Genomic DNA, 25,002 nt, shown 5'->3' on the forward strand with positions numbered 1-25,002 from the left:
CAACGACGGTTGCGGTCGGTCTTTGCCGAACGCTCCGCCCGATCGCCGGGTGGGGCGCCGTGAAGGGGGCCGCGCCGTGTGCCGGGGCTACATCGAGCAGAAGCGGACCGGGCTCCTGGGCGAGCGGCTTCAGTCAACCGGGGGGTTGAAAGGAAGACCCTGTGGTTGGGGAGTTGGATGCAGCTTGATCATCAAGCACTTCCGCTGACACGCGGCCAGCTAGACATCTGGCTGGCGCGCGAAACCGGTCACTCCGATACCGAGTGGCAGCTCGGGCTGTTCGTGCGGATCGACGGCATGGTCCAGCGCGATGCCCTGCAGTGGGCGATCCGGCAAGCCGTGCGCGAAGCCGAGCCGGCCAGAGTCGCCTTCTTCGAGGTGGACGGCCAGGTTTTCCAGCGGGCAATCGACTACCCGGACGTCGAGCTGGCCTTCGACGACTTGAGCGACGCGCACGATCCCGTGCAGGAAGCGCGCCGGCGGGCGTTGGCGATCCAGCGGACGCCCATGCCGCTCACCGGGCCGCTGTTCCGGTTCGTCCTGTTTCGGACGCGGCGCGACGAGTTCTTCTTGTTCGCCTGCTGCCACCACATCGTCATCGACGGGACCGGCGTCGGGCTGGTCGGTCATCGCATCGCCTCGATCTACTCCGCGATCGTGTCCGCCGGACCCATTCCCACCGCCGTCTTCGGCTCGTTGCAGGAGCTGATCGACTGCGAATCGGAGTACGAACGCTCCGGTGACTACCGCGACGACGAGGCGTACTGGACGGCGAACCTGCCGCCGGAGCCCCAGGCCCACCACCGCCCGCCCGAGCGCGGCGCCGAGCGCGACCCGTGGCCGTCCGCCCCGACAGCCCTGGACCCCGGGGTGCTGCGCAGGGTCAACCGGTTCTCCGAGGTGTGGGGGGTGTCCCAGACGTCGGTCATCACCGCCGCCTGCGCGCTGCTGGTGCGCGGGTGGTCCGCCGACGGTTCGGACGTGGTGCTCGACTTCCCGGTCAGCCGGCGCGTGCGCCCGGAGCAGAAGACGCTGCCGGGGATGGTGGCCGGCGTGGTGCCGCTGGTGTTGAGCGTCTCGCCGCAGTCCACGGTCACCGCCTTCTGTCAACACGTCGAGGCGCGAATCGACGAGGCGATCCGGCACCAGCGCTTTCCGGTGCACGCGCTGGAGCGCAAGGCGCGCGGCCTGGCGCAACCGCCCGAACGGGTCAGCGTCAACTTCATCCCGTCGGCGTTCACGCTGCCCTTCGGGGGCGTGACGGCGTCGGCGTCGTACACGAACTCCGGTCACCCGGACGGCTTCGGCCTCATCTTTTCCGGCGACGGCGACGACCTGTTCCTCAGCACCGCGGGCATGTGGGAACCGTGGGCCCACCTCGGCGCCACCGACTTGGCGGAACGACTCCAACAGCTCTTGGTGGCGATGACGGCCGATCCGACGCGGCGGCTGCTGTCCCTGGGCGCCGTCGACGCCGACGAGTGCGCCAGGCTCGACGAATGGGGCAACGGCCCGGCCCTGGGCCGGCCGGCGTCGCCGATGTCGGTGGTCGAGTTGTTCGCGGCGCAGGTGGCGCGCACTCCGGATGCGGTGGCGTTGACCTTCCGGGATGGGTCGATGACGTATCGCGAGCTCGACGAGGCCGCCAACCGGTTGGCCCATGTGTTGGCCGATCACGGTGTGGGTGCGGGTGTGTTTGTGGCGCTGCTGTTTTCGCGCTCGGCTGAGGCGATCGTGGCGATTCTGGGGGTGCTGAAGTCGGGGGCGGCGTATTTGCCGATCGATCCCGCGCTGCCGGGGGCGCGGGTGCAGTTCATGCTCACCGACGCCGCGCCGGTGGCCGCGGTCACCACCGCGGAGCTGGCCGACAGGCTGGGCGGGTTCGACCTGACGGTCATTGACGTCGCCGATCCCGCGGTGGCCATCCAGCCCTGCACGCCGCCCCCGGCGCCGGCCCCGACCGATTTGGCTCACCTGATCTACACCTCGGGCACCACCGGTGTGCCCAAAGGTGTTGCGGTGACTCAGCATAACGTCGCGCAGCTGTTCGATGACCTGCGCATCGGTGTCGCGTTGTCGCCCGAGCAGGTGTGGACGCAGTTCCATTCGTATGCGTTTGATTTCTCGGTGTGGGAGATCTGGGGGGCGCTGCTGCACGGTGGGCGCCTGGTGGTGGTGCCCGATTCGGTGGCCCGCTCGCCCGAGGAGTTCCACGCGCTGCTCGTCGACGAGGGCGTCACCGTGTTGACCCAAACCCCGTCGGCGGTGGGGCTGCTTGCCACCGAGGGGCTAAACGGGACGGCGTTGGTGATCGGTGCCGAGCCCTGCCCGCCCGAGCTGGTGGATCGCTGGGCGCCGGGGCGGGTGATGGTCAACGTCTACGGCCCGACCGAGACGACGATGTGGGCGTGCAAGAGCGCACCTTTGACGGCGGGGTCGGGGTTCCCGCCCATCGGTTCGCCGGTGAGCAGGGCGGCGTTCTTCGTGCTCGATGAGTGGCTGCGCCCGGTGCCCGCCGGTGTGGTCGGCGAGCTCTACCTGGCCGGCGAGGGCGTGGGCGTCGGCTATTGGCGGCGCCCGGGACTCACGGCGTCGCGGTTCATGGCCTGCCCCTTCGGGCAACCCGGCACCCGCATGTACCGCACCGGCGACCTCGTCCGATGGGGCCACTCCGGAACCGACGAGGGCCAACTGCGCTACCTCGGCCGCGCCGACGAACAGGTTAAGGTGCGTGGGTATCGGATCGAACTGGGGGAGATCCGCGCCGCGCTGCTCGATGTGGAGGGCGTTGAACGCGCGGCGGTGCTCGTCCGTGAAGATCGTGCCGACGAGAAGCGTCTCGTCGGCTATGTGACAGGAGCCGCTGACCCGACCGATATTCGGGCCCGGTTGGGTCGGCGGCTCCCCACCTACATGGTCCCGGCGGCGGTGGTGGTGCTCGACGCGCTGCCGTTGACGGTCAACGGCAAGCTCGACACCCGCGCCCTGCCCGCCCCGGACTACCAGGGCGGCAACGGATATCGCGCGCCGGAAAACGCCATCGAGGAGATCCTGGCCGGCATCTTCGCCCAGGTGCTCGGCGTCGACCGCGTCGGCGTCGACGACTCCTTCTTCCACCTCGGCGGCGACTCGCTGTCGGCGATGCGGCTGGTCTCGGCGGTCAACACCGGACTCGACGCCCACCTCGGGGTGCGGGCGCTGTTCGAGTCGCCCACCGTCGCCGAGCTCGCACCGCACGTTTGCGGCGGGGGGAGCAAGCTCGCCCGGGTGGTGGCCGCCGAGCGGCCGGCCGTGGTGCCGTTGTCGTTCGCGCAATCCCGGCTCTGGTTTCTCGACCAGCTGCACGGCCCCTCGCCGGTGCACAACATGGCCGTCGCCCTGCGGCTGCGCGGGCACCTGGACACCGGCGCCATGGGCACCGCCCTGGGCGATGTGGTGGCCCGCCACGAAAGCCTGCGCACGGTGTTCGTCGCACCCGAGGGGACGCCCCGACAGGTGGTGGTCCCGGCCGACACCGCGCGGGTCGGCTGGCAGGTCCTTGACGCCGCCGGCTGGCCGGTCAGCCGGCTGAGCCAGGCCATCGAGGCGGAGGCGTGCCACCGCTTCGATCTTTCCCACGAAATACCCTTGCGCGCAAAGCTTTTCCGAATCGCCGAGGACGACCACGTATTGGTGGCGGTGGCCCACCACATCGCCGCGGACGGTTGGTCGCTGACCCCGCTGGTGCGCGACCTCGGCGCTGCCTACGTGCGCAGGTCCAGCGGCCAGGCCCCCGATTGGGCCCCGCTGCCGGTGCACTACGTCGATTACACGCTGTGGCAACGCGCCCAATTCGGCGACCTCGACGATCCCGGCAGCCCCATCGCCGCGCAGCTGCGGTATTGGCAGGGCGCGCTGGCCGGAATGCCCGAACGCCTCGAATTGCCGACCGATCGCCCCTACCCGCTGGTCGCCGACCACCGCGGCGCGCGCATCGACGTCGGGTGGCCGGCCGAACTGCAGCAGCAGGTCGCGCAGGTGGCCCGGGCCCACAACGCGACCACCTTCATGGTCGTCCAGGCCGCTCTGGCGGTGCTGCTGGCCAAGATGAGCGCGAGTTCCGATGTGGCGGTGGGGTTCCCGATCGCCGGACGCGGTGATCCCGCGCTTGACGACGTCGTCGGCTTTTTCGTCAACACCCTGGTGCTCCGCGTCGACCTGAGCGGCGACCCCACCGTCGCCGAGCTGGTGGCCCGGGTCCGCCAGCGCAGCCTGGCGGCCTACGAACACCAGGACGTGCCCTTCGAAGTCCTGGTGGACCGGCTCCATCCGACCCGCAACCTGGCCCACCATCCGCTGGTCCAGGTGGTGTTGGCCTGGCAGAACCTGCCCTGGCAGCACGACGGACCCGCCGCCGGGCTGGAACTGGGCGACGTGCGGGTCACCCCGCTGCCGGTCGACACCCAGGTGGCCCGCATGGATCTGGTGTGGTCGCTGGCCGAACGGTGGGACGACGAAGGCCGGCCCGCCGGCATCGGCGGCATGGTGGAGTTCCGCACCGACGTGTTCGACGCCGAGAGCATCGAGACGCTGATCGAGCGGCTGCGTCGGGTGCTCGCGGCCATGACCGCCGACCCCGGCCGCCGGCTGTCGTCGATCGATCTGCTCGACGCCGCCGAGCACGAACGGCTCGACGACATCGGCAACCGAGCGGTGTTGACCGTGCCGTCGATGGCCCTGGTGTCGATCCCGGCGTTGTTCGCCGCGCAGGTCGCCCGCGCCCCGGGCGCGGTGGCGATCACCTGCGGCGGGTGCTCGTTCACCTACCGGGCCGTGTACGAGGCCACAAACCGGTTGGCGCACTTGCTCGTTGAGCGGGGCGCGGGCCCGGGGCAGCGGGTGGCCGTCGCGCTGCCGCGGTCGGCCGAGGCGATCGTGGCGATCCTGGCGGTGCTCAAGACGGGCGCGGCCTACGTGCCGATCGACCCGAGCGTGCCGGCGGCACGGCTGCAGTTCGTGCTCGGTGATGCCGCGCCGATCGCGGCGGTGACCACCGCCGAGGTGCGGCCGCTGCTTGGCGAGTTCGCCGGGCAGATCGTCGACATCGACGACCCCGCCGTGCGCGCCCAACCCGCCACCGGCCTGCCGGTGCCCGCGGCCGACAGCGTCGCCTACCTGATCTACACCTCGGGTTCGACCGGCGTCCCCAAGGGCGTGGCGGTCACCCACCGCAATGTCACCGACCTGCTGGAGTCCATCGACGCCCAACTCGACGTCGGGCAGGTCTGGACCCAGTGTCACTCCCTGGCGTTCGACTTCTCGGTGTGGGAGATCTTCGGTGCGCTGCTGCACGGCGGGCGCCTGGTCGTCGTACCCGACGACGTCGTCCGATCACCGGAAGACTTGCACGCCTTGCTGGTTGCCGAGAACGTCAACGTGTTGAGCCAGACCCCGTCGGCGTTTTATGCGTTGCAGAGCGCCGACGCGTTGGCGCCGGAGCTGGGTGAGCAGCTGAAGTTGCAGACGGTGGTGTTCGGTGGGGAGGCGCTGGAGCCGCGGCGATTGGCGACGTGGTTGCATCGTCATCCGGGTCCGCCGCGCATGGTCAACATGTACGGCATCACCGAGACGACCGTGCACGCCTCGTTCCGAGAGATTCTCGGCGGCGACGTCGGGCGCAACGTCAGCCCGATCGGGGCGCCGCTGGGCAACCTCGGTTTCTTCGTGCTCGACGGTTGCCTGCGCCCGGTTCCGGTCGGTGTGGTGGGCGAGTTGTACGTCGCCGGTGGCGGGTTGGCCGTCGGCTACGTGGGCCGCCCGGAGCTGTCGGCAGCACGGTTCGTGGCCTGCCCATACGGCGGGTACGGCGCACGGATGTATCGCACCGGGGACATGGTGCGGTGGACCCGAGATGGGCAATTGGAATACCTCGGGCGCGCGGACGAGCAGGTCAAGATCCGCGGCTACCGCATCGAATTGGGGGAGATCCGCGCCGCGCTGGCCGACGTCGAGGGCGTCGAGCAGGCGGCAGTGGTCGCCCGCGAGGATCGTGCCGGCGAGAAACGTCTCGTCGGCTATGTGACCGGAGCCGCCGACCCTTCCGAGATTCGGGCCCGGTTGGGTCGGCGGCTCCCCACCTACATGGTGCCGTCGGCGGTGGTGGCGCTGGATTCGTTGCCGTTGACGGTCAACGGCAAGCTCGACACTCACGCCCTGCCGGCGCCGGAATACTCCGACGTCGACCGGTATCGGGCGCCGGCGGGCGCCATCGAGGAGATCCTGACCGGCATCTACGCCCAGGTGCTGGGCGTGGAGCGCGTCGGCGTGGACGACTCCTTCTTCGACCTCGGCGGGGACTCGCTGTCGGCGATGCGTCTGATCGCAGCCGTGAATGCCGGCCTGAACGCCGGGGTTTCGGTGCGGGCGTTGTTCGAAGCGCCCACGGTGGCCCAACTGGCCCCACGCCTCGATGTTGGCGCACAACGGCTTTCGCGGGTGGTGGCGGCCGACCGGCCGGCGATGGTGCCGCTGTCGTTCGCGCAGTCCCGCCTGTGGTTCATCGATCAGCTGCAGGGGCCTTCGCCGATGTACAACATGGCGGCAGCGCTGCGGCTGCGCGGGCCGCTGGACGCAGAGGCGCTGCGGGACGCGCTCATCGACGTGGTTGGCCGCCACGAGAGTTTGCGCACGGTGTTCGCCGTGTGCGACGGGACGCCACAGCAAGTGGTGATACCCGCCGGGGGAGTCGAAATCGGGTGGGACGTGATAGATGCCGCCGGCTGGTCGCCGGCACAGATAAAGGAGGCAATCGATGGCGCAGCCGGTTATGCATTTGATCTGTCAGCCGAAATACCCCTGCAGACCCAGCTTTTCCGAGTCTCCGAAGACGAGCATGTGCTGGTGGCGGTGGTCCATCATATTGCTGCGGATGGTTGGTCGCTGAATCCTCTGGTGCACGATCTGGCGGTTGCCTATGCCGGCCGGTGCGCCGGACGGCCCCCGGAATGGGCGCCGCTGCCGGTGCAGTACGTGGACTACACGCTGTGGCAGCGAGCCCAATTCGGTGACCTCGACGACCCGCAGAGCCCGATCGTCGAGCAGCTCGCCTATTGGGAGCGGACCCTGGCGGGGCTTCCCGAACGCCTCGAGCTGCCGACGGATCGGCCGTACCCGGCGGTGGCCGATTACCGTGGGGCGAGCGTGGACATCGACTGGCCGGCCGAGGTGCAGCACCACATCCGTGCGGTGGCGCGGGCGCACAACGCCACCAGCTTCATGGTGGTGCAGGCGGCCCTGGCGGTGCTGCTGGGCAAGATCACCGCGACTTGCGATGTGGCGGTGGGCTTTCCGATCGCCGGGCGTCGCGACCCCGCGCTGGACGAGCTGGTGGGCTTCTTCGTCAACACGCTGGTGCTGCGGGTCGATCTGACCGGCGATCCCACCGTGGCCGACGTGCTGGCCCGGGTGCGTCGGCGCAGCCTGGAGGCCTACGAAAACCAGGACGTGCCGTTCGAGGTTCTGGTGGAGCGGCTCAACCCCACCCGCTCCCTGACGCATCATCCGCTGACGCAGGTGATGTTGGCCTGGCAGGGCAACGATCCCGCCGAGCTGAGCCTGGGTGAGCTGCAGATCACCGCGGTCCCGGTGCAGACCCGCACCGCGCGCACGGATTTGACGTTTTCGTTGTTCGAACGCTGGAGTTGCGACGGCCGGCCCGCGGGGATCGGCGGCACCGTCGAGTTCCGCACCGACCTGTTCGACGCGGAGACCCTCCACACGCTGACCGAACGGTTGCGGCGGGTGTTGGTCGCCATGACCGCCGACCCGGGCCGGAAACTCTCGTCGATCGACGTGCTCGACGTGGACGAGCGCAACCTGCTCGACGTGTGGGGCAATCGCTGCGCGCTGGGCCGGACCGGAGCGGGGGCGTCGGTCCCGGCGCTGTTCGGGGTGTGGGTGGACCGTGCGCCGCACGCGGTGGCGATCAGCTGCGGGGGGCGCTCGTGGACGTATGAACACGTGGAGTCCGAGGCGAACCGACTGGCGCATCTGCTGATTGGGCGGGGGGTGCGCCGCGGCCAGAACGTGGGCGTGTTGCTGGAGCGCTCAGCCGAGGCGGTGATCGCGATCCTCGGGGTGCTGAAGACCGGGGCGGCCTACGTGCCGATGGACCCGGCGCTGCCGACGGCGCGGATCGACTTCATGGTCGCCGACGCCGGTATGCGGGCCGTGCTGACCAGCGCCGGGTTGCGTTCGCGGCTAGGCGAATTCGACGGAACGGTCATCGAGACCGACGACCCCGCCCTGGCGGCCCATCCGGCGGCGCCGGTGGAAGGGGTGGGGCCGGCGGCCGACGATGTCGCGCACGTCATCTACACCTCGGGCACCACGGGTACGCCCAAAGGGGTGGCGGTCAGTCACGCGAACGTCACGCAGCTGTTCGGTTCACTGGACGCCGGAGTGGAACTGGGCCCGGATCAGGTATGGAGCCAGTGCCATTCGCTGGCGTTCGACTTCTCGGTGTGGGAAATCTGGGGAGCGCTGCTACACGGGGGGCGCCTGGTGGTGGTGCCCGATTCCGCGGCACGTTCGCCGGAGGAGTTGCGCGCCACGCTGATTGGCGAGTGCGTCACGGTGTTGACGCAGACGCCGTCGGCGCTGGGGATGCTGTCACCGCAGGGCTTGGAGACGGTCACGTTGGTGGTGGGCGCCGAACCGTGTCCGGCTGAGCTGGTGGATCGCTGGGCGCCCGGTCGGGTGATGGTCAACGTGTACGGCCCGACGGAGACCACCATGTGGGTGTCGCACAGCGCGCCATTAGAGCCGGGTCAGGTAGGGATAGCGGGGTCCGGGTCACCGGCAATCGGGTCGCCGGTGGCCGGGGCCGCGCTCTTCGTGCTGGACGGGTGCCTGCGCCCGGTGCCCGCCGGAGTGGTGGGGGAGCTGTACGTGGCCGGCGCCGGGGTGGGCGCCGGTTACCTGGGGCGGGCGGGCCTGACGGCGTCGCGCTTTGTGGCGTGCCCGTTCGGTGAGCACGGGTCGCGCATGTATCGCACCGGCGACATCGTCCGGTGGGGACATGACGGGCAGTTGCATTATGTGGGCCGCTCCGACGAGCAGGTCAAGGTTCGGGGCTATCGCATCGAGTTGGGCGAAATCCGCTCCGCGCTGGCCGAATTGGAGGGTATTGAGCAAGCCGCGGTGATTGCCCGCGAAGATCGTGCCGGCGACAAGCGCCTCGTCGGCTATGTGACCGGAGCCGCTGACCCCGCCGACATTCGGGCCCGGTTGAGTCAGCGGCTCCCCACCTACATGGTGCCCTCGGCGGTGGTGGTGCTCGAGGCGCTGCCGTTGACGGTCAACGGCAAGCTCGACACCCGCGCGCTGCCCGCGCCGGATCACCGGGACGGCGGCCGGTACCGGGCACCGGACAACGCCCTCGAGGAGACCCTGACGGGCATCTACGCCCAGGTGCTCGGTGTCGACCGGGTCGGGGCCGACGACTCCTTCTTCGACCTCGGCGGCGACTCGCTGTCCGCGATGCGACTGATCACCGCGATCAACGCCGCCCTGGACGCCGGGCTGACGGTCCGATCAGTGTTCGAGGCGCCCACGGTCGCGCAGCTGGCGCCCCGGGTCGAGGCCGGGGTCGGTCGCGCCGGACGGCTGGTGGCCGGCGAACGTCCGGTGGTGGTGCCCTTGTCGTTCGCCCAGTCCCGCCTCTGGTTCATCGACCAGCTGCAGGGCCCGTCGCCGGTGTACAACATGGCGGTCGCCCTGCGGTTGCGCGGGCGCCTGGATACCGACGCGATGGGGGCCGCCCTGGACGACGTGGTGGCCCGCCACGAGAGCCTGCGGACGCTCTTCGTGGCACCCGAGGGCGCCCCGCAACAAGTGGTGATGCCCGTCGACCAGACCGACGTCAACTGGCAGGTCGTCGACGCGACGCGGTGGCCCGAGTCCTGGCTGGCGGAGGCCACCTTGGATGCGGCGCGCTACACCTTCGACCTGACCACCGAAATCCCCTTGCGGGCATGGCTTTTCCACACCGGCGAGGACGAACACGTGTTGGTGGCCGTGGTCCACCACATCGCCGCCGACGGATGGTCGGTGGGCCCGCTGGTGCGCGATTTGGGGGCAGCCTACGCCGCCCGCTGTTCGGGGCGGGCACCCGATTGGGCGCCGCTGCCGGTGCAGTACGTCGATTACACGCTGTGGCAACGCGCCCAATTCGGCGACCTCGGCGATCCCGACAGCCCCATCGCGGCGCAACTGGACTACTGGGATCGGGCCCTGGCCGGGCTACCCGAACACGTTGAGCTGCCCACGGATCGGCCCTATCCGCTGGTGGCCGACCACCGTGGATCCAGCATCGACGTGCAGTGGCCGGCCGCATTGCAGCACCAGATCGCGCAGGTCGCGCGGGCACACAACGCAACGAGTTTCATGGTCGTCCAGGCAGCCCTGGCCGTGCTCTTGTCCGCCTTGAGCTCGAGTTCCGATGTGGCCGTTGGGTTCCCGATCGCCGGGCGGCGCGACCCCGCCCTCGATGACGTGGTCGGGTTCTTCGTCAACACCCTGGTCTTGCGGGTCGACCTCAGCGGCGACCCGACCGTCGCCGAACTGTTGGCCCGGGTGCGCCGGGACAGCCTGGCGGCCTACGAAAACCAGGACGTTCCGTTCGAGGTGCTGGTGGAGCGGCTCAACCCCGCCCGCGACATAGCTCGTCATCCGCTGGTCCAGGTCATGCTGGCCTGGCAGAACAACGAGCCCGTCGACATGAGCCTCGGCGATGTGCGGGTGACGGCGCTGCCGCTGGAATCCCAGGTCGCCCGCATGGATCTGGTGTGGTCGCTGGCCGAACGGTGGGACGAGGACGGCGCGCCCGCCGGCATCGGCGGCACTGTCGAGTTCCGCACCGATGTCTTCGACGCGCCCACCATCGAGACCCTCGTCACGCGGCTGCGGCGGGTGTTGGCCGCCATGACCGCCGACCCCGCCCGGCCGCTGTCCGCGATCGACGTCCTCGACGAATCCGAGCGCGCCCACCTCGACACGATCGGCAACCGCGCCGTGCTCAGCCGGCCCGCGACCGCACGAGCGTCGATTCCGGCGTTGTTCGCCGCGCAGGTGGCGCGGGCCCCCGAGGCGGTCGCGATCACCTGCGGCGAACGGTCCTGGACCTACCGCGAACTGTACGAGGCCACAAACCGGCTGGCGCACTTGCTGGTTGGCCGCGGCGCGCGCCCGGGCGAGCGGGTGGCGGTGGTGATCCCCCGGTCGGGCGAGGCGATCGTCGCGATCCTGGCGGTCCTCAAGACCGGGGCGGCGTATGTGCCGATCGACCCGGCGCTACCCGCCGCCCGCATCGAGTTCATGCTCACCGATGCCGCGCCGATCGCGACGATCAGCACGACCGAACTCCGCCACCGTTTGCGCGATCCCGATCTCGTCATCGACGTCAACGACCCCGCCGCGACCGCCCAGCCCGCCACCGGGCTGCCGGACCCGTCGCCCGACGACGTTGCGTACGTCATCTACACCTCCGGGACCACCGGCGCGCCCAAAGGTGTGGCGGTCACCCACCACAACGTCACCCAGCTGTTGCGCTCGCTGGATCCGCAACTGGGCCTGGGTCAGGTGTGGAGCCACTGCCACTCGGTGGCCTTCGACTTCTCGGTGTGGGAAATCTTCGGTGCCCTGCTGCGCGGGGGACGCCTCGTCGTCGTGCCCGACGACGTCGTCCGTTCGCCGGAAGACCTGCACGCCTTGCTGATTGCCGAGCGGGTCACCGTGCTGAGCCAGACCCCGTCGGCGGTCGCGGCACTCTCGCCGGACGGACTGGAGTCGGTGGCGCTGGTCGTCGGTGGCGAGCCGTGCCCGCCCGAGGTCATGGACCGGTGGGCGCCGCGACGGGTGATGGTCAATCAATACGGCCCGACCGAGACCACGATGTACGCGGCCATGACCGTGCCGCTGAGCGCGGGCTCCGCTGTGGTGCCGATCGGTTCGCCGGTGCCCGGGGCCGCGCTGTTCGTGTTGGACCAATGGCTGCGTCCGGTGCCGCCCGGCGTGGTCGGCGAGCTGTACATCGCCGGCCGCGGTGTCGCCGCGGGTTATCTGGGCCGGGCGGCGTTGACGGCGACGCGGTTCGTGGCGTGCCCGTTTGGCGGCAACGGAACACGGATGTATCGCACCGGGGACGTGGTGCGGTGGGGTCACGACGGTCAGCTGGTGTACCACGGGCGCGCGGACGAGCAGGTCAAGATCCGCGGCCACCGCATCGAACTCGGCGAAATCCGTTCCGCGCTCGCCGAACTGGACGGCGTCGAGCAGGCCGCGGTGATCGCCCGTGGAGACCACCCCGCCGCGCGGCTGGTCGGGTATGTGACCGGGACCGCCGACCCCGCCGAAATCCGGGCGCGGCTCGCCGAAAAGCTGCCGTCTTACATGGTGCCCACTGCGGTGGTGGTGCTGGACGCGTTGCCGTTGACCGCCAACGGCAAGCTCGACACCCGCGCCCTGCCGGCACCCGAATACACTGCGAGCCGCTACCGAGCGCCCTCGGACGCGATCGAGGAGATCCTCGCCGGCATCTACGCCCAGGTGCTCGGTGTCGACCGGGTCGGGGTCGACGACTCCTTCTTCGACCTGGGCGGGGACAGCATCCTGTCGATGCAGGTGGTCGCCCGCGCGCGGGCGGCCGGCGTAATGTGCCGGCCCCGCGATGTTTTCGTCGAGCAGTCGGTGGCCCGGTTGGCGCGGGTCGTCACGCTGGCCACCGGCGAGGACGACGTGGTCGACGAGGGCATCGGGCCGGTGGCGACCACCCCGATCATGCGGTGGCTGCACGACATGGACGGCCCGATCGAGCAGTTCAACCAGACCATGGTGCTGGCGGCCCCCGCCGGGGTGAGCCACGCCGACGTGACGGTCGTGCTGCAGGCGCTGCTCGACCGCCATCCCATGCTGCGGCTCTGCGTCGACGACGACGGCGCCGGCGGCTGGAACCTGCACGTTCCCGAGGCGGGTGCGGTGGACGCCCGGGCCTGCCTGCGCACCGTCGACGTGCTCTCCGAGGCGGCGCTGATGCGGGCCCGTGCCCGGCTGAACCCAGGCGCCGGCGTGATGCTGTGCGCGGTATGGGCAGGCGCGACAAATCAATTGGCGCTGATCGTCCATCACCTGGCCGTCGACGGTGTGTCCTGGCGGACCCTGATCGAGGACCTCAACATCGCCTGGGCCCAGCATCACCGTGGCCAGCCCATCGAGCTGCCCGCCCCCGGCACCTCGTTCGCCCGCTGGTCGTCGCTGCTGTCCGAGCATGCGAAGGATCCGGCGGTGACCGAGCTGGCGGCCGCCTGGCGACGGATCGCCGAGACGCCGCCGGCGTTACCGCCCGCCCAGCCGTGGGACACGTATGAGACGGCCGGGCAGTTGTCGGCCACGCTGGACGCCGAGACGACCCGCCAGCTGCTGGGCGAGGTGCCCGCCGCGTTTCACGCCGGGGTGCAAGACATCCTGCTGATCGCTTTCGCGATGGCGTTCACCGAATTGCTGGGGACGGGCACCCCGGTCGGCATCGACGTCGAGGGTCACGGGCGCGGCGAGGAGCTGGGCCCGCACGTGCATCTGTCGCGCACCGTCGGGTGGTTCACCGCCAAGTACCCGGTGGCCCTGGACGTCCACGGGCTGGACTGGGCTCGCGTGGTCGCGGGGGAGGCCGCACTGGGTGCGGCGATCAAGGATGCCAAGGAGCAGCTGCGCGCCCTGCCCGACGGCCTGACCTACGGGCTGTTGCGGTACCTGAATCCCGAAGTGGGCCTGGGCGGTCCGGACCCGGTGATCGGTTTCAACTACCTGGGCCGTCTCGGGGGAGCGCCCGCCGAATTGTCCGACGAGCTATGGCAACTCAGCCCGAACAGTCACGCGCTGAGTGCGGCGACCGCGGCGGTGGCCCTGCCGCTGCCGCACACGGTGGAACTCAACGCCGCCACCATGGACACCGAGGACGGCCCGCACCTGCACGCCACCTGGTCGTGGGCATCCTCGGCGCTGACCCACGAACAGGTAAACCGGTTGAGCCAGTTGTGGTTTGAGGCCCTCTGGGGAATCTGCGCGCACGTGCGCCGTGGTGGCGGCGGGCTGACCCCGTCGGACATCGCCCCGGCTCGGCTGGACCAGCGGCAGATCGACCAACTCGAGCGGCAGTACGACGTCGCCGACATCTTGCCGCTCACCCCGCTACAACAGGGACTGCTCTTCCATTCGACCACGCAACCCGACGGTGACGTGTACGCGGTGCAGCTGAACATCGCGCTGCGCGGCGCCCTCGACCCGCGGCGGCTCCATCGCGCCGTGCAGACCGTCGTCGCCCGACACCCCAACCTCGCGGCCCGATTCCGTTCCGACTTCGGCGATCCCGTGCAGATCATCCCGGCCGCCCCCGAGCTCGCCTACCGGGACATCGAACTCGGCGGCGGTGACATCGACGTCCTCGACGAGCAACTCCGGCGGATATCCACCGCCGAACGCACCGCCGTACGAGACCTCGACGACCAATTGCCCCTGCGGGTCGTGCTGATTCGCCTCTCGGACAACGAATTCCGATTCGTGCTCACCGTCCACCACATCGTGATGGACGGCTGGTCGCTGCCGATCCTGTTGCAGGAGATCTTCTCCTGCTACTACGGGTCGCGGTTACCGGCGGTGGCACCCTATCGCCGCTTCGTCACCTGGCTGGCGGGCCGGGACGCCGCGGCCGCCCACGCCGCGTGGCGGGAGACGCTCGACGGGTTCGACACCCCCACCCTGGTCGCCCCGCCGGGCCGCACCGAACTCGGGCCGCGGCAAGCCGTCGCGTTCCAGCTCTCCGCCGAAACCACCAGCGCGCTCGGCGAACTCGCCCGCTCCTGCCGCACCACCCTCAACACCGTCCTGCAGGCCGCCTGGGCGCAGCTGCTGATGTCGCTGACCGGCCGCCACGACGTCGTTTTCGGCACCGCGGTGTCCGGGCGGCCGGCCGAGGTGCCCGGCTCCGAATCCATGGTGGGCCTGCTGATCAACACCGTGCCGGTGCGCGCCCACGCCACCGCGGCGACGACCTTCACCGAATTCCTGGACCGGCTCCAACGCGCCCACAACGACACCGTGGAGCACCAGCACCTGGCGCTCAACGAAATCCACCGCATCGCCGGACACGACCAGCTTTTCGACACGCTGCTGGTGTACGAGAACTATCCGATCAACGCCGCCGCGCTCTCGGCGACCGACGGCCTGACCGCCACCGAATTCAGCAGCCACGAATACAACCACTACCCGCTGTCGCTGCAGGCCGTGCCGGGCGACGAACTGCACCTGCGCATCGAATACGACACCGACGTGTTCGACGCGGCCGCCGTCGACGCCCTGATCGACCGGCTGCACCGACTCCTGTCGGCCATGCCCGCCGACCCCACCCGGCGGTTGCGATCACTCGATGTGCTCGACGCGCCGGAGCACGCCCGGTTAGAGCTGTGGGGCAACCGGGCAGTGCTGACCGAGCCGCAGAACGCCCCGGTATCGCTCCCGGCGCTGTTCGCCGCCCAGGCGGCCCGCGTTCCCGAGGCCGGAGCGGTCACCTTCGGGGCCCGTTCGATGACGTACCGGGAACTCGACGAGGCATCGAACCGGCTGGCGCACACACTGATCGAGCGCGGCGCGAGGCCGGGCGAGTGCGTGGCGCTGCTGTTCCCCCGCTCGGCCGAGGCGATCGTGGCGATCCTCGCGGTGCTCAAGACGGGCGCGGCCTACCTGCCGATCGATCCGGCACTGCCCGCGGCGCGCGTGGAGTTCATGCTCGGCGACGCCACGCCGGTCGCCGCGGTCACCACCGCCGCCCTGCGGTCCAGGCTGGACGGATTCGGCCTGGCGATCCTCGACGGCGGCCAAGCCCCCACCGGCTGCGCCGGCCCATTGCCGACACCCGCGCCCGAGAACATCGCCTACATCCTCTACACCTCGGGAACGACCGGCGTCCCCAAAGGCGTTGCGGTCACCCACCGCAACGTCACCCAACTGCTGCAATCCCTGCACGCGCCGCTGCCCGAGGCGGGGGTGTGGTCGCAATGCCACTCCTACGGCTTCGACGTCTCGGTGCAGGAGATCTGGGGCGCGCTGGCGGGCGGCGGGCGGCTGGTGGTGGTGCCCGAGTCGGTGACCCGCGCACCGGACGAGCTGCACGCCCTGCTGGCCGCCGAGCGGGTCAGCGTGCTGAGCCACACCCCGTCGGCACTGACCGCACTCTCACCACGAAAGCTGCACTCGGCGTTGATCGTCGGCGGCGAGCCCTGCCCGGCCGCGCTCGCGGACCAATGGGCCCCGGGCCGCGTGATGATCAACGCCTACGGCCCGACGGAAACCACCGTCGACGCGACGCTGAGCGCCCCGCTGACCGCGGGCGCCGGAGCGCCGCCGCTGGGGTCGCCGGTGTCCGGGGCGGCGCTGTTCGTGCTGGACGACTGGCTGCGGCCGGTGCCCGCCGGCGCGGTCGGAGAGCTGTACGTGGCGGGCCACGGGGTCGCGGTCGGATATCCGCGCCGCCCCGGTTTGACGGCGTCGCGGTTCGTGGCCTGCCCGTTCGGCGCGGCCGGCGCACGCATGTACCGCACCGGCGACCTGGTGCGCTGGGGACCCGACGGCCTGCTGCACTATGTCACCCGCGCCGATGACCAGGTCAAGCTCCGCGGCCACCGCATCGAGCTCGGCGAAATCCACACGGCGCTGGCCGCATTGGCCAACGTCGGGAAGGCCGCGGTGATCGCCCGCGAGGACCAACCCGGCGACAAGCGGCTCGTCGGCTACATCACCGGCACCGCCGACCCGGCCCAGCTCCGCACCCTGCTGGCCGACCGGCTGCCGGCCTACATGGTGCCCGCCGCGGTGGTGTCGATCGAGGCATTGCCGCTGACACCCAACGGCAAACTCGACATCGGCGCCCTGCCGGCGCCCGAATACACCGGCGGCCGGTATCGGGCGCCGTCCACGCCCACCGAGGAAATTCTGGCGGGCATCTACACCCAGGTGCTCGGGCTCCAACGGGTCGGCGTGGACGACTCCTTCTTCGACCTCGGCGGGGATTCGCTCTCGGCGATGCGGGTGATCGCCGCGATCAACACCGGTCTCGACGCGGACCTCGGTGTGCGAATGTTGTTCGAAGCGCCCACGATCGGCCAGCTGGCGGCGCGTGTCAGCGCCAACGGCGGCCGCCTCGCCGGCGTAGTGGCGCGCGAGCGGCCGGCGGTGGTGCCGTTGTCCTTCGCGCAATCGCGGCTGTGGTTCATCGATCAACTGCACGGACCGTCACCGGTCTACAACATGGCGGCGGCGCTGCGCCTGACCGGACGCCTGGACGTCGGCGCGCTGGGCGCCGCGCTCGGCGATGTGGTGACCCGCCACGAGAGTTTGCGGACGGTGTTCGCCGCCACCGAGGGGATAGCCCAGCAGGTGGTGCTGCCCGCCGAGCGGGCCGAGCTCAAATGGCAGACCATTGACGCCGCCGACTGGTCACCGGCCCGGCTCGAAGGCGCCGTCCGCGACGCGGCCCGGCACACCTTCGACCTTGCTACCGAAATCCCCTTGCGGGTACGGCTTTTCCGCCTCGGCGACGAGGAGCACGTGCTGGTGGCCGTGGTGCACCACATCGCCGCCGACGGGTGGTCGCTGACCCCGTTGGTGCGCGACCTGGCGCTCGCGTACGCCAGTCGGTCGGCCGGGGACGCACCGGACTGGTCGCCGCTGCCGGTGCAATACATCGACTACACGCTTTGGCAACGCGGTCAATTCGGTGATCTGGAAGACCCGAACAGCCCGATCGCCGCGCAGCTGGCCTACTGGGAGACGGCGCTGGCCGGGCTGCCCGAGCGGCTGGAACTGCCCACCGATCGCCCCTACCCGTTGGTGGCCGACTACCGCGGCGCCAGCGTCGCCGTGGACTGGCCGGCGGAGTTGCAGCAGCGGGTGCGCGCGGTGGCGAGCGCACACAACGCGACGAGCTTCATGGTGGTGCAGGCCGCCCTGGCGGTCCTGTTGGGCAAGGTCAGCGCGAGTTCCGATGTGGCGGTGGGCTTCCCGATCGCCGGGCGGCGCGACCCGGCCCTCGACGACGTGGTGGGCTTCTTCGTCAACACCCTGGTGCTGCGCGTCGACCTGGCCGGTGACCCCACGACGGCCGAACTGCTGGCCCGGGTGCGCCAACGTAGCCTGGCCGCCTACGAGCATCAGGACGTGCCGTTCGAGGTTCTCGTCGAACGGCTCAACCCCACCCGCAGCCTCGCGCATCATCCGCTGGTGCAGGTCATGCTGGCCTGGCAGAACGACGAGCCCACCGACCTGAGCCTCGGCGACGTGGCCGTCACGGCGCTGCCGGTCGACACCCGCACCGCCCGCACCGATCTGGCGTGGTCGCTGGCCGAACGCTGGAGTGCCGACGGCCAGCCAGCCGGCATCGGCGGGGCCGTGGAGTTCCGCACCGACGTCTTCGACACCGCCACCATCGAAGCGCTGATCGAGCGGCTCCATCGCGTGCTGATGGCCATGACCGCCGACCCGGCCCGGCGGTTGTCGTCGATCGACGTGCTCGGCGCCGAGGAGCACGCGCGCCTCGACGCGATCGGCAACCGCGCGGTACTGACCCAACCGCCTAACGCCCGGGCCTGTATCCCGGCGCTGTTCGCCGCCCAAGCCGCGCGCAGCCCCGAGGCGGTGGCGCTGACCGCAGGGGACCGTTCGCTGACCTACCGCGAACTCGCCGAGGATTCAAACCGGTTGGCGCACTTGTTGATTGACTGCGGTGCGAGGCCGGGACAGTGCGTGGCGCTGCTCACCGAGCGTTCAGCGCAAGCCGTCGTCGCCATCCTGGCGGTGCTGAAGACCGGAGCCGCCTACCTGCCGATCGACCCGGCGATGCCGGACGCCCGGGTCGCGTTCATGCTGACCGACGCCGCACCGATCGCCGCCATCACCACCGCGGACCTGCGCGACCGGCTCGACGGGTTCTGCGGAGCGGTCATCGACGTCGACGACCCCGCCGTGCACACCCGGCCCGCGACCGGGTTGCCGGCCCCGGCCCACGACAACATCGCCTACGTCATCTACACCTCCGGCACGACCGGCATCCCCAAGGGCGTGGCGGTCACCCACCACAACGTCACCCAACTGCTCGCCGCCGTGCGCGACCGGCCGATGTCGGCGACCGGCGCGTGGAGCCAGTGCCATTCGCTGGCCTTCGACTTCTCGGTGTGGGAGATCTTCGGTGCGCTGCTGGGCGGCGGGCGGCTGTTGATCGTGCCCGACGAGGTGGTGCGCTCGCCGGAAGACCTGCACGCCTTGCTGGTTGCCGAGAACGTCAGCGTGCTGAGCCAAACCCCGTCGGCATTCTCGGCGCTGCAGAGCGCGGACGGCGCGCACTCGGGCCCACGGCTCAACGTCCAGACCCTCGTGTTCGGTGGCGAGGCGCTGGTTCCGCAACGGCTGGCGAAGTGGCTCGACAACCATCCCGGACGCCCGCGCGTGATCAACATGTACGGCATCACCGAGACGACGGTGCACGCCTCTTACCGGGAGATCGCCGACGGCGATCTCGACTCCCATGGCAGCCCCATCGGAATGCCGTTGGCGCACCTCGGATTTTTCGTGCTGGACTCGTGGCTGCGGCCGGTACCCGCCGGCGTGACGGGCGAACTGTACATCGCCGGTTCCGGCGTCGCCGCGGGGTACGTCGGCCGGGCCGGCCTGACGGCGTCGCGGTTCGTGGCCTGCCCGTTCGGCGCGGCCGGCGCGCGCATGTATCGCACCGGCGATCTGGTGCGGTGGAGCCCGGGCGGGCAGCTGCACTATCTCGGTCGCGCCGACGAACAGGTCAAGATCCGCGGCTACCGCATCGAACTCGGCGAAATCCAGTCCGTGCTGGCCGAATTGGACGGCGTCGAGCAGGCCGCGGTCGTCGCCCGCGAGGACCGGCCCGGGGACCGGCGGCTCGTCGGCTATCTCACCGGCACCGCCGATCCGGTCGCGATCCGTGCCCAGCTGACCGAGCGGCTGCCGGCCTACATGGTCCCCGCGACAGTGGTCGCCGTCGACGCCTGGCCGCTGACGCCCAACGGCAAGCTCGACATTCGCGCGCTGCCCGCGCCCGACTACTCGCACTGGTCTGCAGGCTCCGATCAATACCGCGCCCCGACCACGGCCGTCGAGCAGGCCCTGGCCGGTATCTACACCCACGTCCTGGGCGTCGAGGGCGTCGGGATCGACGACTCCTTCTTCGACCTAGGTGGGGATTCGCTGTCGGCCATGCGGCTGGTCGCGGAGATCAACGCCGGCCTCGACGTCCACCTCGGGGTGCGGGCCCTGTTCGAAGCCCCCACCATTCGGCGGTTGGCGGCGCGCCTGGGCACCGATGGCGCAGGACGCGCGCCGCTGGTGGCCGGCGAGCGACCGGAGATGGTGCCCCTGTCGTTCGCCCAGTCGCGGTTGTGGTTCATCGGCCAGTTGCACGGGCCCTCACCGGTGCACAACATGGCGATCGCTCTGAAGCTGCACGGGCGCCTGGACGCGGAGGCGTTCGGCGCGGCGCTGGCCGACGTGATGGCGCGCCACGAAAGCCTCCGCACGATGTTCCCCGCGCGCGAGGGCATACCGCGGCAGCTCGTCGTCGAGGTGGACGACGCCGATTGCGGCTGGCAGATCAGCGACGCGCGCGGGTGGTCGGCCACCCGGCTGCACAGCGCCGTCGAGACCGTGGTGGGCCACCGGTTCGACCTTGCCACCGAGATCCCTTTGCGGGCACTGCTTTTCCGCGTGGACGACAACGAGCATCTGCTGGTGGCCGTGGTACACCACATTGCCGCCGACGGGTGGTCGCTCACCCCGCTGGTGCGCGACCTGGGCGAGGCCTACGCCAGCCGCTCGGCCGGGTGCGCCCCAGACTGGGCGCCGCTGCCGGTGCAGTACGTCGACTACACGCTCTGGCAGCGCGCCCAGTTCGGCGAGCTGCAGGATCCGCACAGCCTGATCGCCGGACAGGTGCGGTATTGGGAACACACCCTTGCCGGAATGCCCGAGCGGCTCGAATTGCCCACGGACCGGCCGTATCCATTGGTGGCCGATTTCCGTGGCGCCAGTGTGGCCGTGGATTGGCCCGCGGAGTTGCAGCAGCGGGTGCGCGCGGTGGCAGGCGCGCACAACGCGACGAGCTTCATGGTGGTGCAGGCCGCGCTGGCGGTGTTGTTGGCCAAGGTCAGCGCGAGTTCCGATGTCGCGGTGGGCTTCCCGATCGCCGGGCGGCGCGACCCGGCCCTCGACGACGTGGTGGGCTTCTTCGTCAACACCCTGGTGCTGCGCGTCGACCTGGCCGGTGACCCGACCATCGCCGAGGTGCTGGCCCACGTCCGTGCGCGCAGCCTGGCCGCCTACGAGCATCAGGACGTGCCGTTCGAGGTCCTTGTCGAACGGCTCAACCCCACCCGCAGCCTCGCGCATCATCCACTCGTGCAGGTCATGCTGGCCTGGCAGAACACCGACTCCGCCGACCTGAGCCTCGGCGACGTGGCCGTCACCCCGCTGCCGGTCGACACCCGCACCGCCCGCATGGATCTCGCGTGGTCGCTGGCCGAACGCTGGAGCGCCGACGGCCAGCCCGCCGGCATCGGCGGCGCCGTGGAGTTCCGCACCGACGTGTTCGACACCGCCACCATCGAAGCGCTGATCACCCGGCTGCATCGCGTCCTGATGGCCATGACCGCCGACCCCGCCCGGCGGCTGTCGTCGATCGACGCGCTCGGCGCCGACGAGCACGCCCGCCTCGACGCGATCGGCAACCGCGCGGTGCTCGATGGCCCGTCGCGACCGCCGGTGTCGATCCCGGAGGTGTTCGCCGGCCACGTCGCGCGCACCCCCGAAGCGGTGGCCATGACCTACCGCACGGACTCGTGGACCTACCGCGAACTCGACGAGTCAGCAAACCGATTGGCGCACATGCTGCTTGAGCGCGGTGTGGCGCCGGGTCAGTGCGTGGCGCTGCTCGCCGAGCGTTCAGCGCAAGCCGTCGTCGCCATCCTGGCGGTGCTCAAGACCGGGGCCGCGTACGTGCCGATCGACCCGGGCCTGCCGGCGGCCCGCATCGACTTCATGCTCGGCGACGCCGAACCGGCGGCGGTGCTCACCACCGCCGAATACCGCTCGCGCCTCGACGATTTCGGCCTGCTGATCATCGACATCGATGACCCCGCGATCCAGGACCGGCCCGCTACGGCGTTGCCGACGCCGGCGCCGCACCACGTCGCCTACACGATCTACACCTCGGGCACCACCGGAACCCCCAAGGGCGTGGCGGTCACCCACCACAACGCCACCCAACTGTTCGCCTCCCTGGGCGCCGCCGGTCTGCCCGCGGCCCCGGGACGGGCGTGGAGCCACTGCCATTCCCTGGCCTTCGACTTCTCGGTGTGGGAGATCTTCGGCGCCCTGCTACACGGCGGGCGGGTGCTCGTCGTACCGGACGAGGTCGTGCGCTCCCCGAAAGACCTGCACGCCTTGCTCGTTGCCGAACGGGTCGACATGCTGACCCAGACACCGTCCGAGGTGGCGATGCTCTCGCCGGAGGGCCTGGAGTCGTCGGTCCTGGCGGTCGCGGGCGAAGCGTGCCCCGTCGAAGTGGTGGAGCGATGGGCGTCCGGCCGGGTGATGGTCAACGTCTACGGCCCCACGGAGATCACGATCGTGGCGGCCGTCAGCGCGCCGCTCACACCGGGACCCGAAGCCCCGCCGATCGGTTCGCCCGTGTCCGGCGCCGCGTTGTTCGTGCTCGACGGCTGCCTGCAGCCGGTGCCCGCGGGCGTGGTCGGCGAGTTGTATGTCGCCGGCGGCGGCGTGTCGACGGGCTACCTCGGTCGCCCCGGTTTGACCGCCTCGCGGTTCGTGGCGTGCCCATTCGGTGGGCACGGTGCGCGGATGTACCGCACCGGCGACCTGGCGTGGTGGGGCTCCGACGGCCAGTTGCGCTATGTCGGGCGCGCCGACGAGCAGGTCAAGATCCGCGGGTACCGCATCGAACTCGGCGAAATCCAATCCGCCCTGGCCGGCCTGGACGGGGTGGAACACGCGTTGGTGATCGCCCGCGAGGACCGCCCGGGCGACAAGCGGCTGGTCGCCTACATCACCGGGACGGCCAACCCACCCGAGCTGCGCACCCTGCTGGCCGAGCGCCTGCCCGCCTACATGGTGCCGGCCGCGGTGGTCGTGCTCGACGCGCTGCCGCTGACGCCCGGCGGCAAACTCGACGCCCGCGCCCTGCCCGCCCCCGACTACCAGGGCAGCGACGACTACCTCGCCCCGGCCACCGCGGTCGAGGAGATCCTGGCGTGGCTCTACGCGCAGGTGCTGGGACTCGAGCGGGTCGGGGTGCAGGAGTCGTTCTTCGACCTGGGCGGGGATTCCCTGTCCGCCATGCGCCTGGTCGCCGCGATCTACAACGCCCTCGATATCCACCTGCCCGTGCGCGCCGTCTTCGAGGCGCCGTCGGTGCGCAGCCTGAGCCAGCAGCTCAACCGCGATCCCGATGCGGCGGAAGGCCTTGCGGCCGACTTCGCCTCCGTGCACGGCCGCGACGCCACCGAGGTGTACGCCTGCGACCTCACGCTGGACAAGTTCATCGACGCGCCGACGCTGGCCGCCGCGCCCGCGCTGCCGGGCCCGAACGCCGAGGTGCGCACCGTCCTGCTGACCGGGGCCACCGGCTTTTTGGGCCGTTACCTGGTGCTGCAATGGCTCGAACGGCTGGAGCTGGCCGACGGGAAGCTGATCTGCCTGGTGCGGGCCACCTCCGACGAGGACGCGCGGCGCCGGCTCGAGAGGACCTTCGATGGCGGCGACCCCGCCCTGCAGCGGTATTTCGACGAACTCGCCACCGATCACCTCGAGGTCATCGCCGGCGACAAGGGCCAGGCCAACCTGGGCCTGGACGAGGCGACCTGGCAGCGGCTGGCCGACACCGTCGACCTGATCGTCGACTGCGCGGCCGTGGTCAACGGCGTGCTGCCCTACAGCGAACTGTTCGCCCCCAACGTCGCCGGCACCGCCGAGCTGATCCGGCTGGCGCTCACCACCAAACTCAAGCCCTACACGTATGTCTCGACCGCCAACGTCGGCGACCAGATCGAGCCGGCGGCGTTCACCGAGGACGCCGACGTCCGCGTCGCCGGCCCGATCCGCACGATCGACGGCAGCTACGGCAACGGCTACGGCAACAGCAAATGGGCCGGCGAGGTGCTGCTGCGCGAGGCCCACGACCTGTGCGCGCTGCCGGTCGGGGTGTTCCGCTGCGACATGATCCTGGCCGACACCACCTACGCGGGCCAGCTCAACCTGTCGGACATGTTCACCCGGTTGCTGTTCAGCGTCGTGGCCAGCGGCGTCGCGCCGCGCTCGTTTTACCAGCTCGACGCCCACGGCAACCGGCAGCGTGCGCACTTCGACGCCCTGCCGGTCGAGTTCGTCGCCGAGTCGATCACCACGCTGGGCGCCCAGGTGGGACGGGACGCTCCGACCGGATTCGAGACCGGCTTCGAGACCTATCACGTGATGAACCCGCACGACGACGGCGTCGGGCTCGACGAGTACGTCGACTGGGTGATCGAGGCCGGCTATCCGATCGAGCGGGTCGAGGACTTCGGGGAGTGGCTGCACCGGATGGAGACCGCGCTGCACGCCCTGCCCGAGCGGCAGCGTCACCAGTCGGTGCTGCAGCTGCTGCAGCTGCGCAACGCCCAACACGTGCCGCCGGCGGACCCGACGCGCGGCTGCCTGGGACCGACCGAGCGCTTCCGGGCCGCGGTGCAGGAGGCCAAAATCGGCCCCGACAACGACATCCCGCACATCAGCGCGGCGGTGATCATTAAATACGTGACCGACCTACAGCTGCTCGGCCTGCTCTGAAACACACAGTGCGATAGCGGATTTCGCCGCCTGCTGCCGAATTCGTCGTCGGCG

General features: G+C 70.5%; 1 protein-coding gene. It reads left to right on the plus strand.

The annotated features are described in order from the left end of the window. Positions 1-177 precede the first annotated feature (177 nt). Positions 178-24,948 (plus strand): non-ribosomal peptide synthetase, encoded by a 24,771-nt coding sequence (locus tag ACZ50Z_RS06135; RefSeq protein ID WP_464482734.1) that lies wholly within the window; start codon positions 178-180, stop codon positions 24,946-24,948. Positions 24,949-25,002 lie beyond the last annotated feature (54 nt).

The organism is Mycobacterium sp. NTMscope_MAC_269, assembly GCF_976985695.1.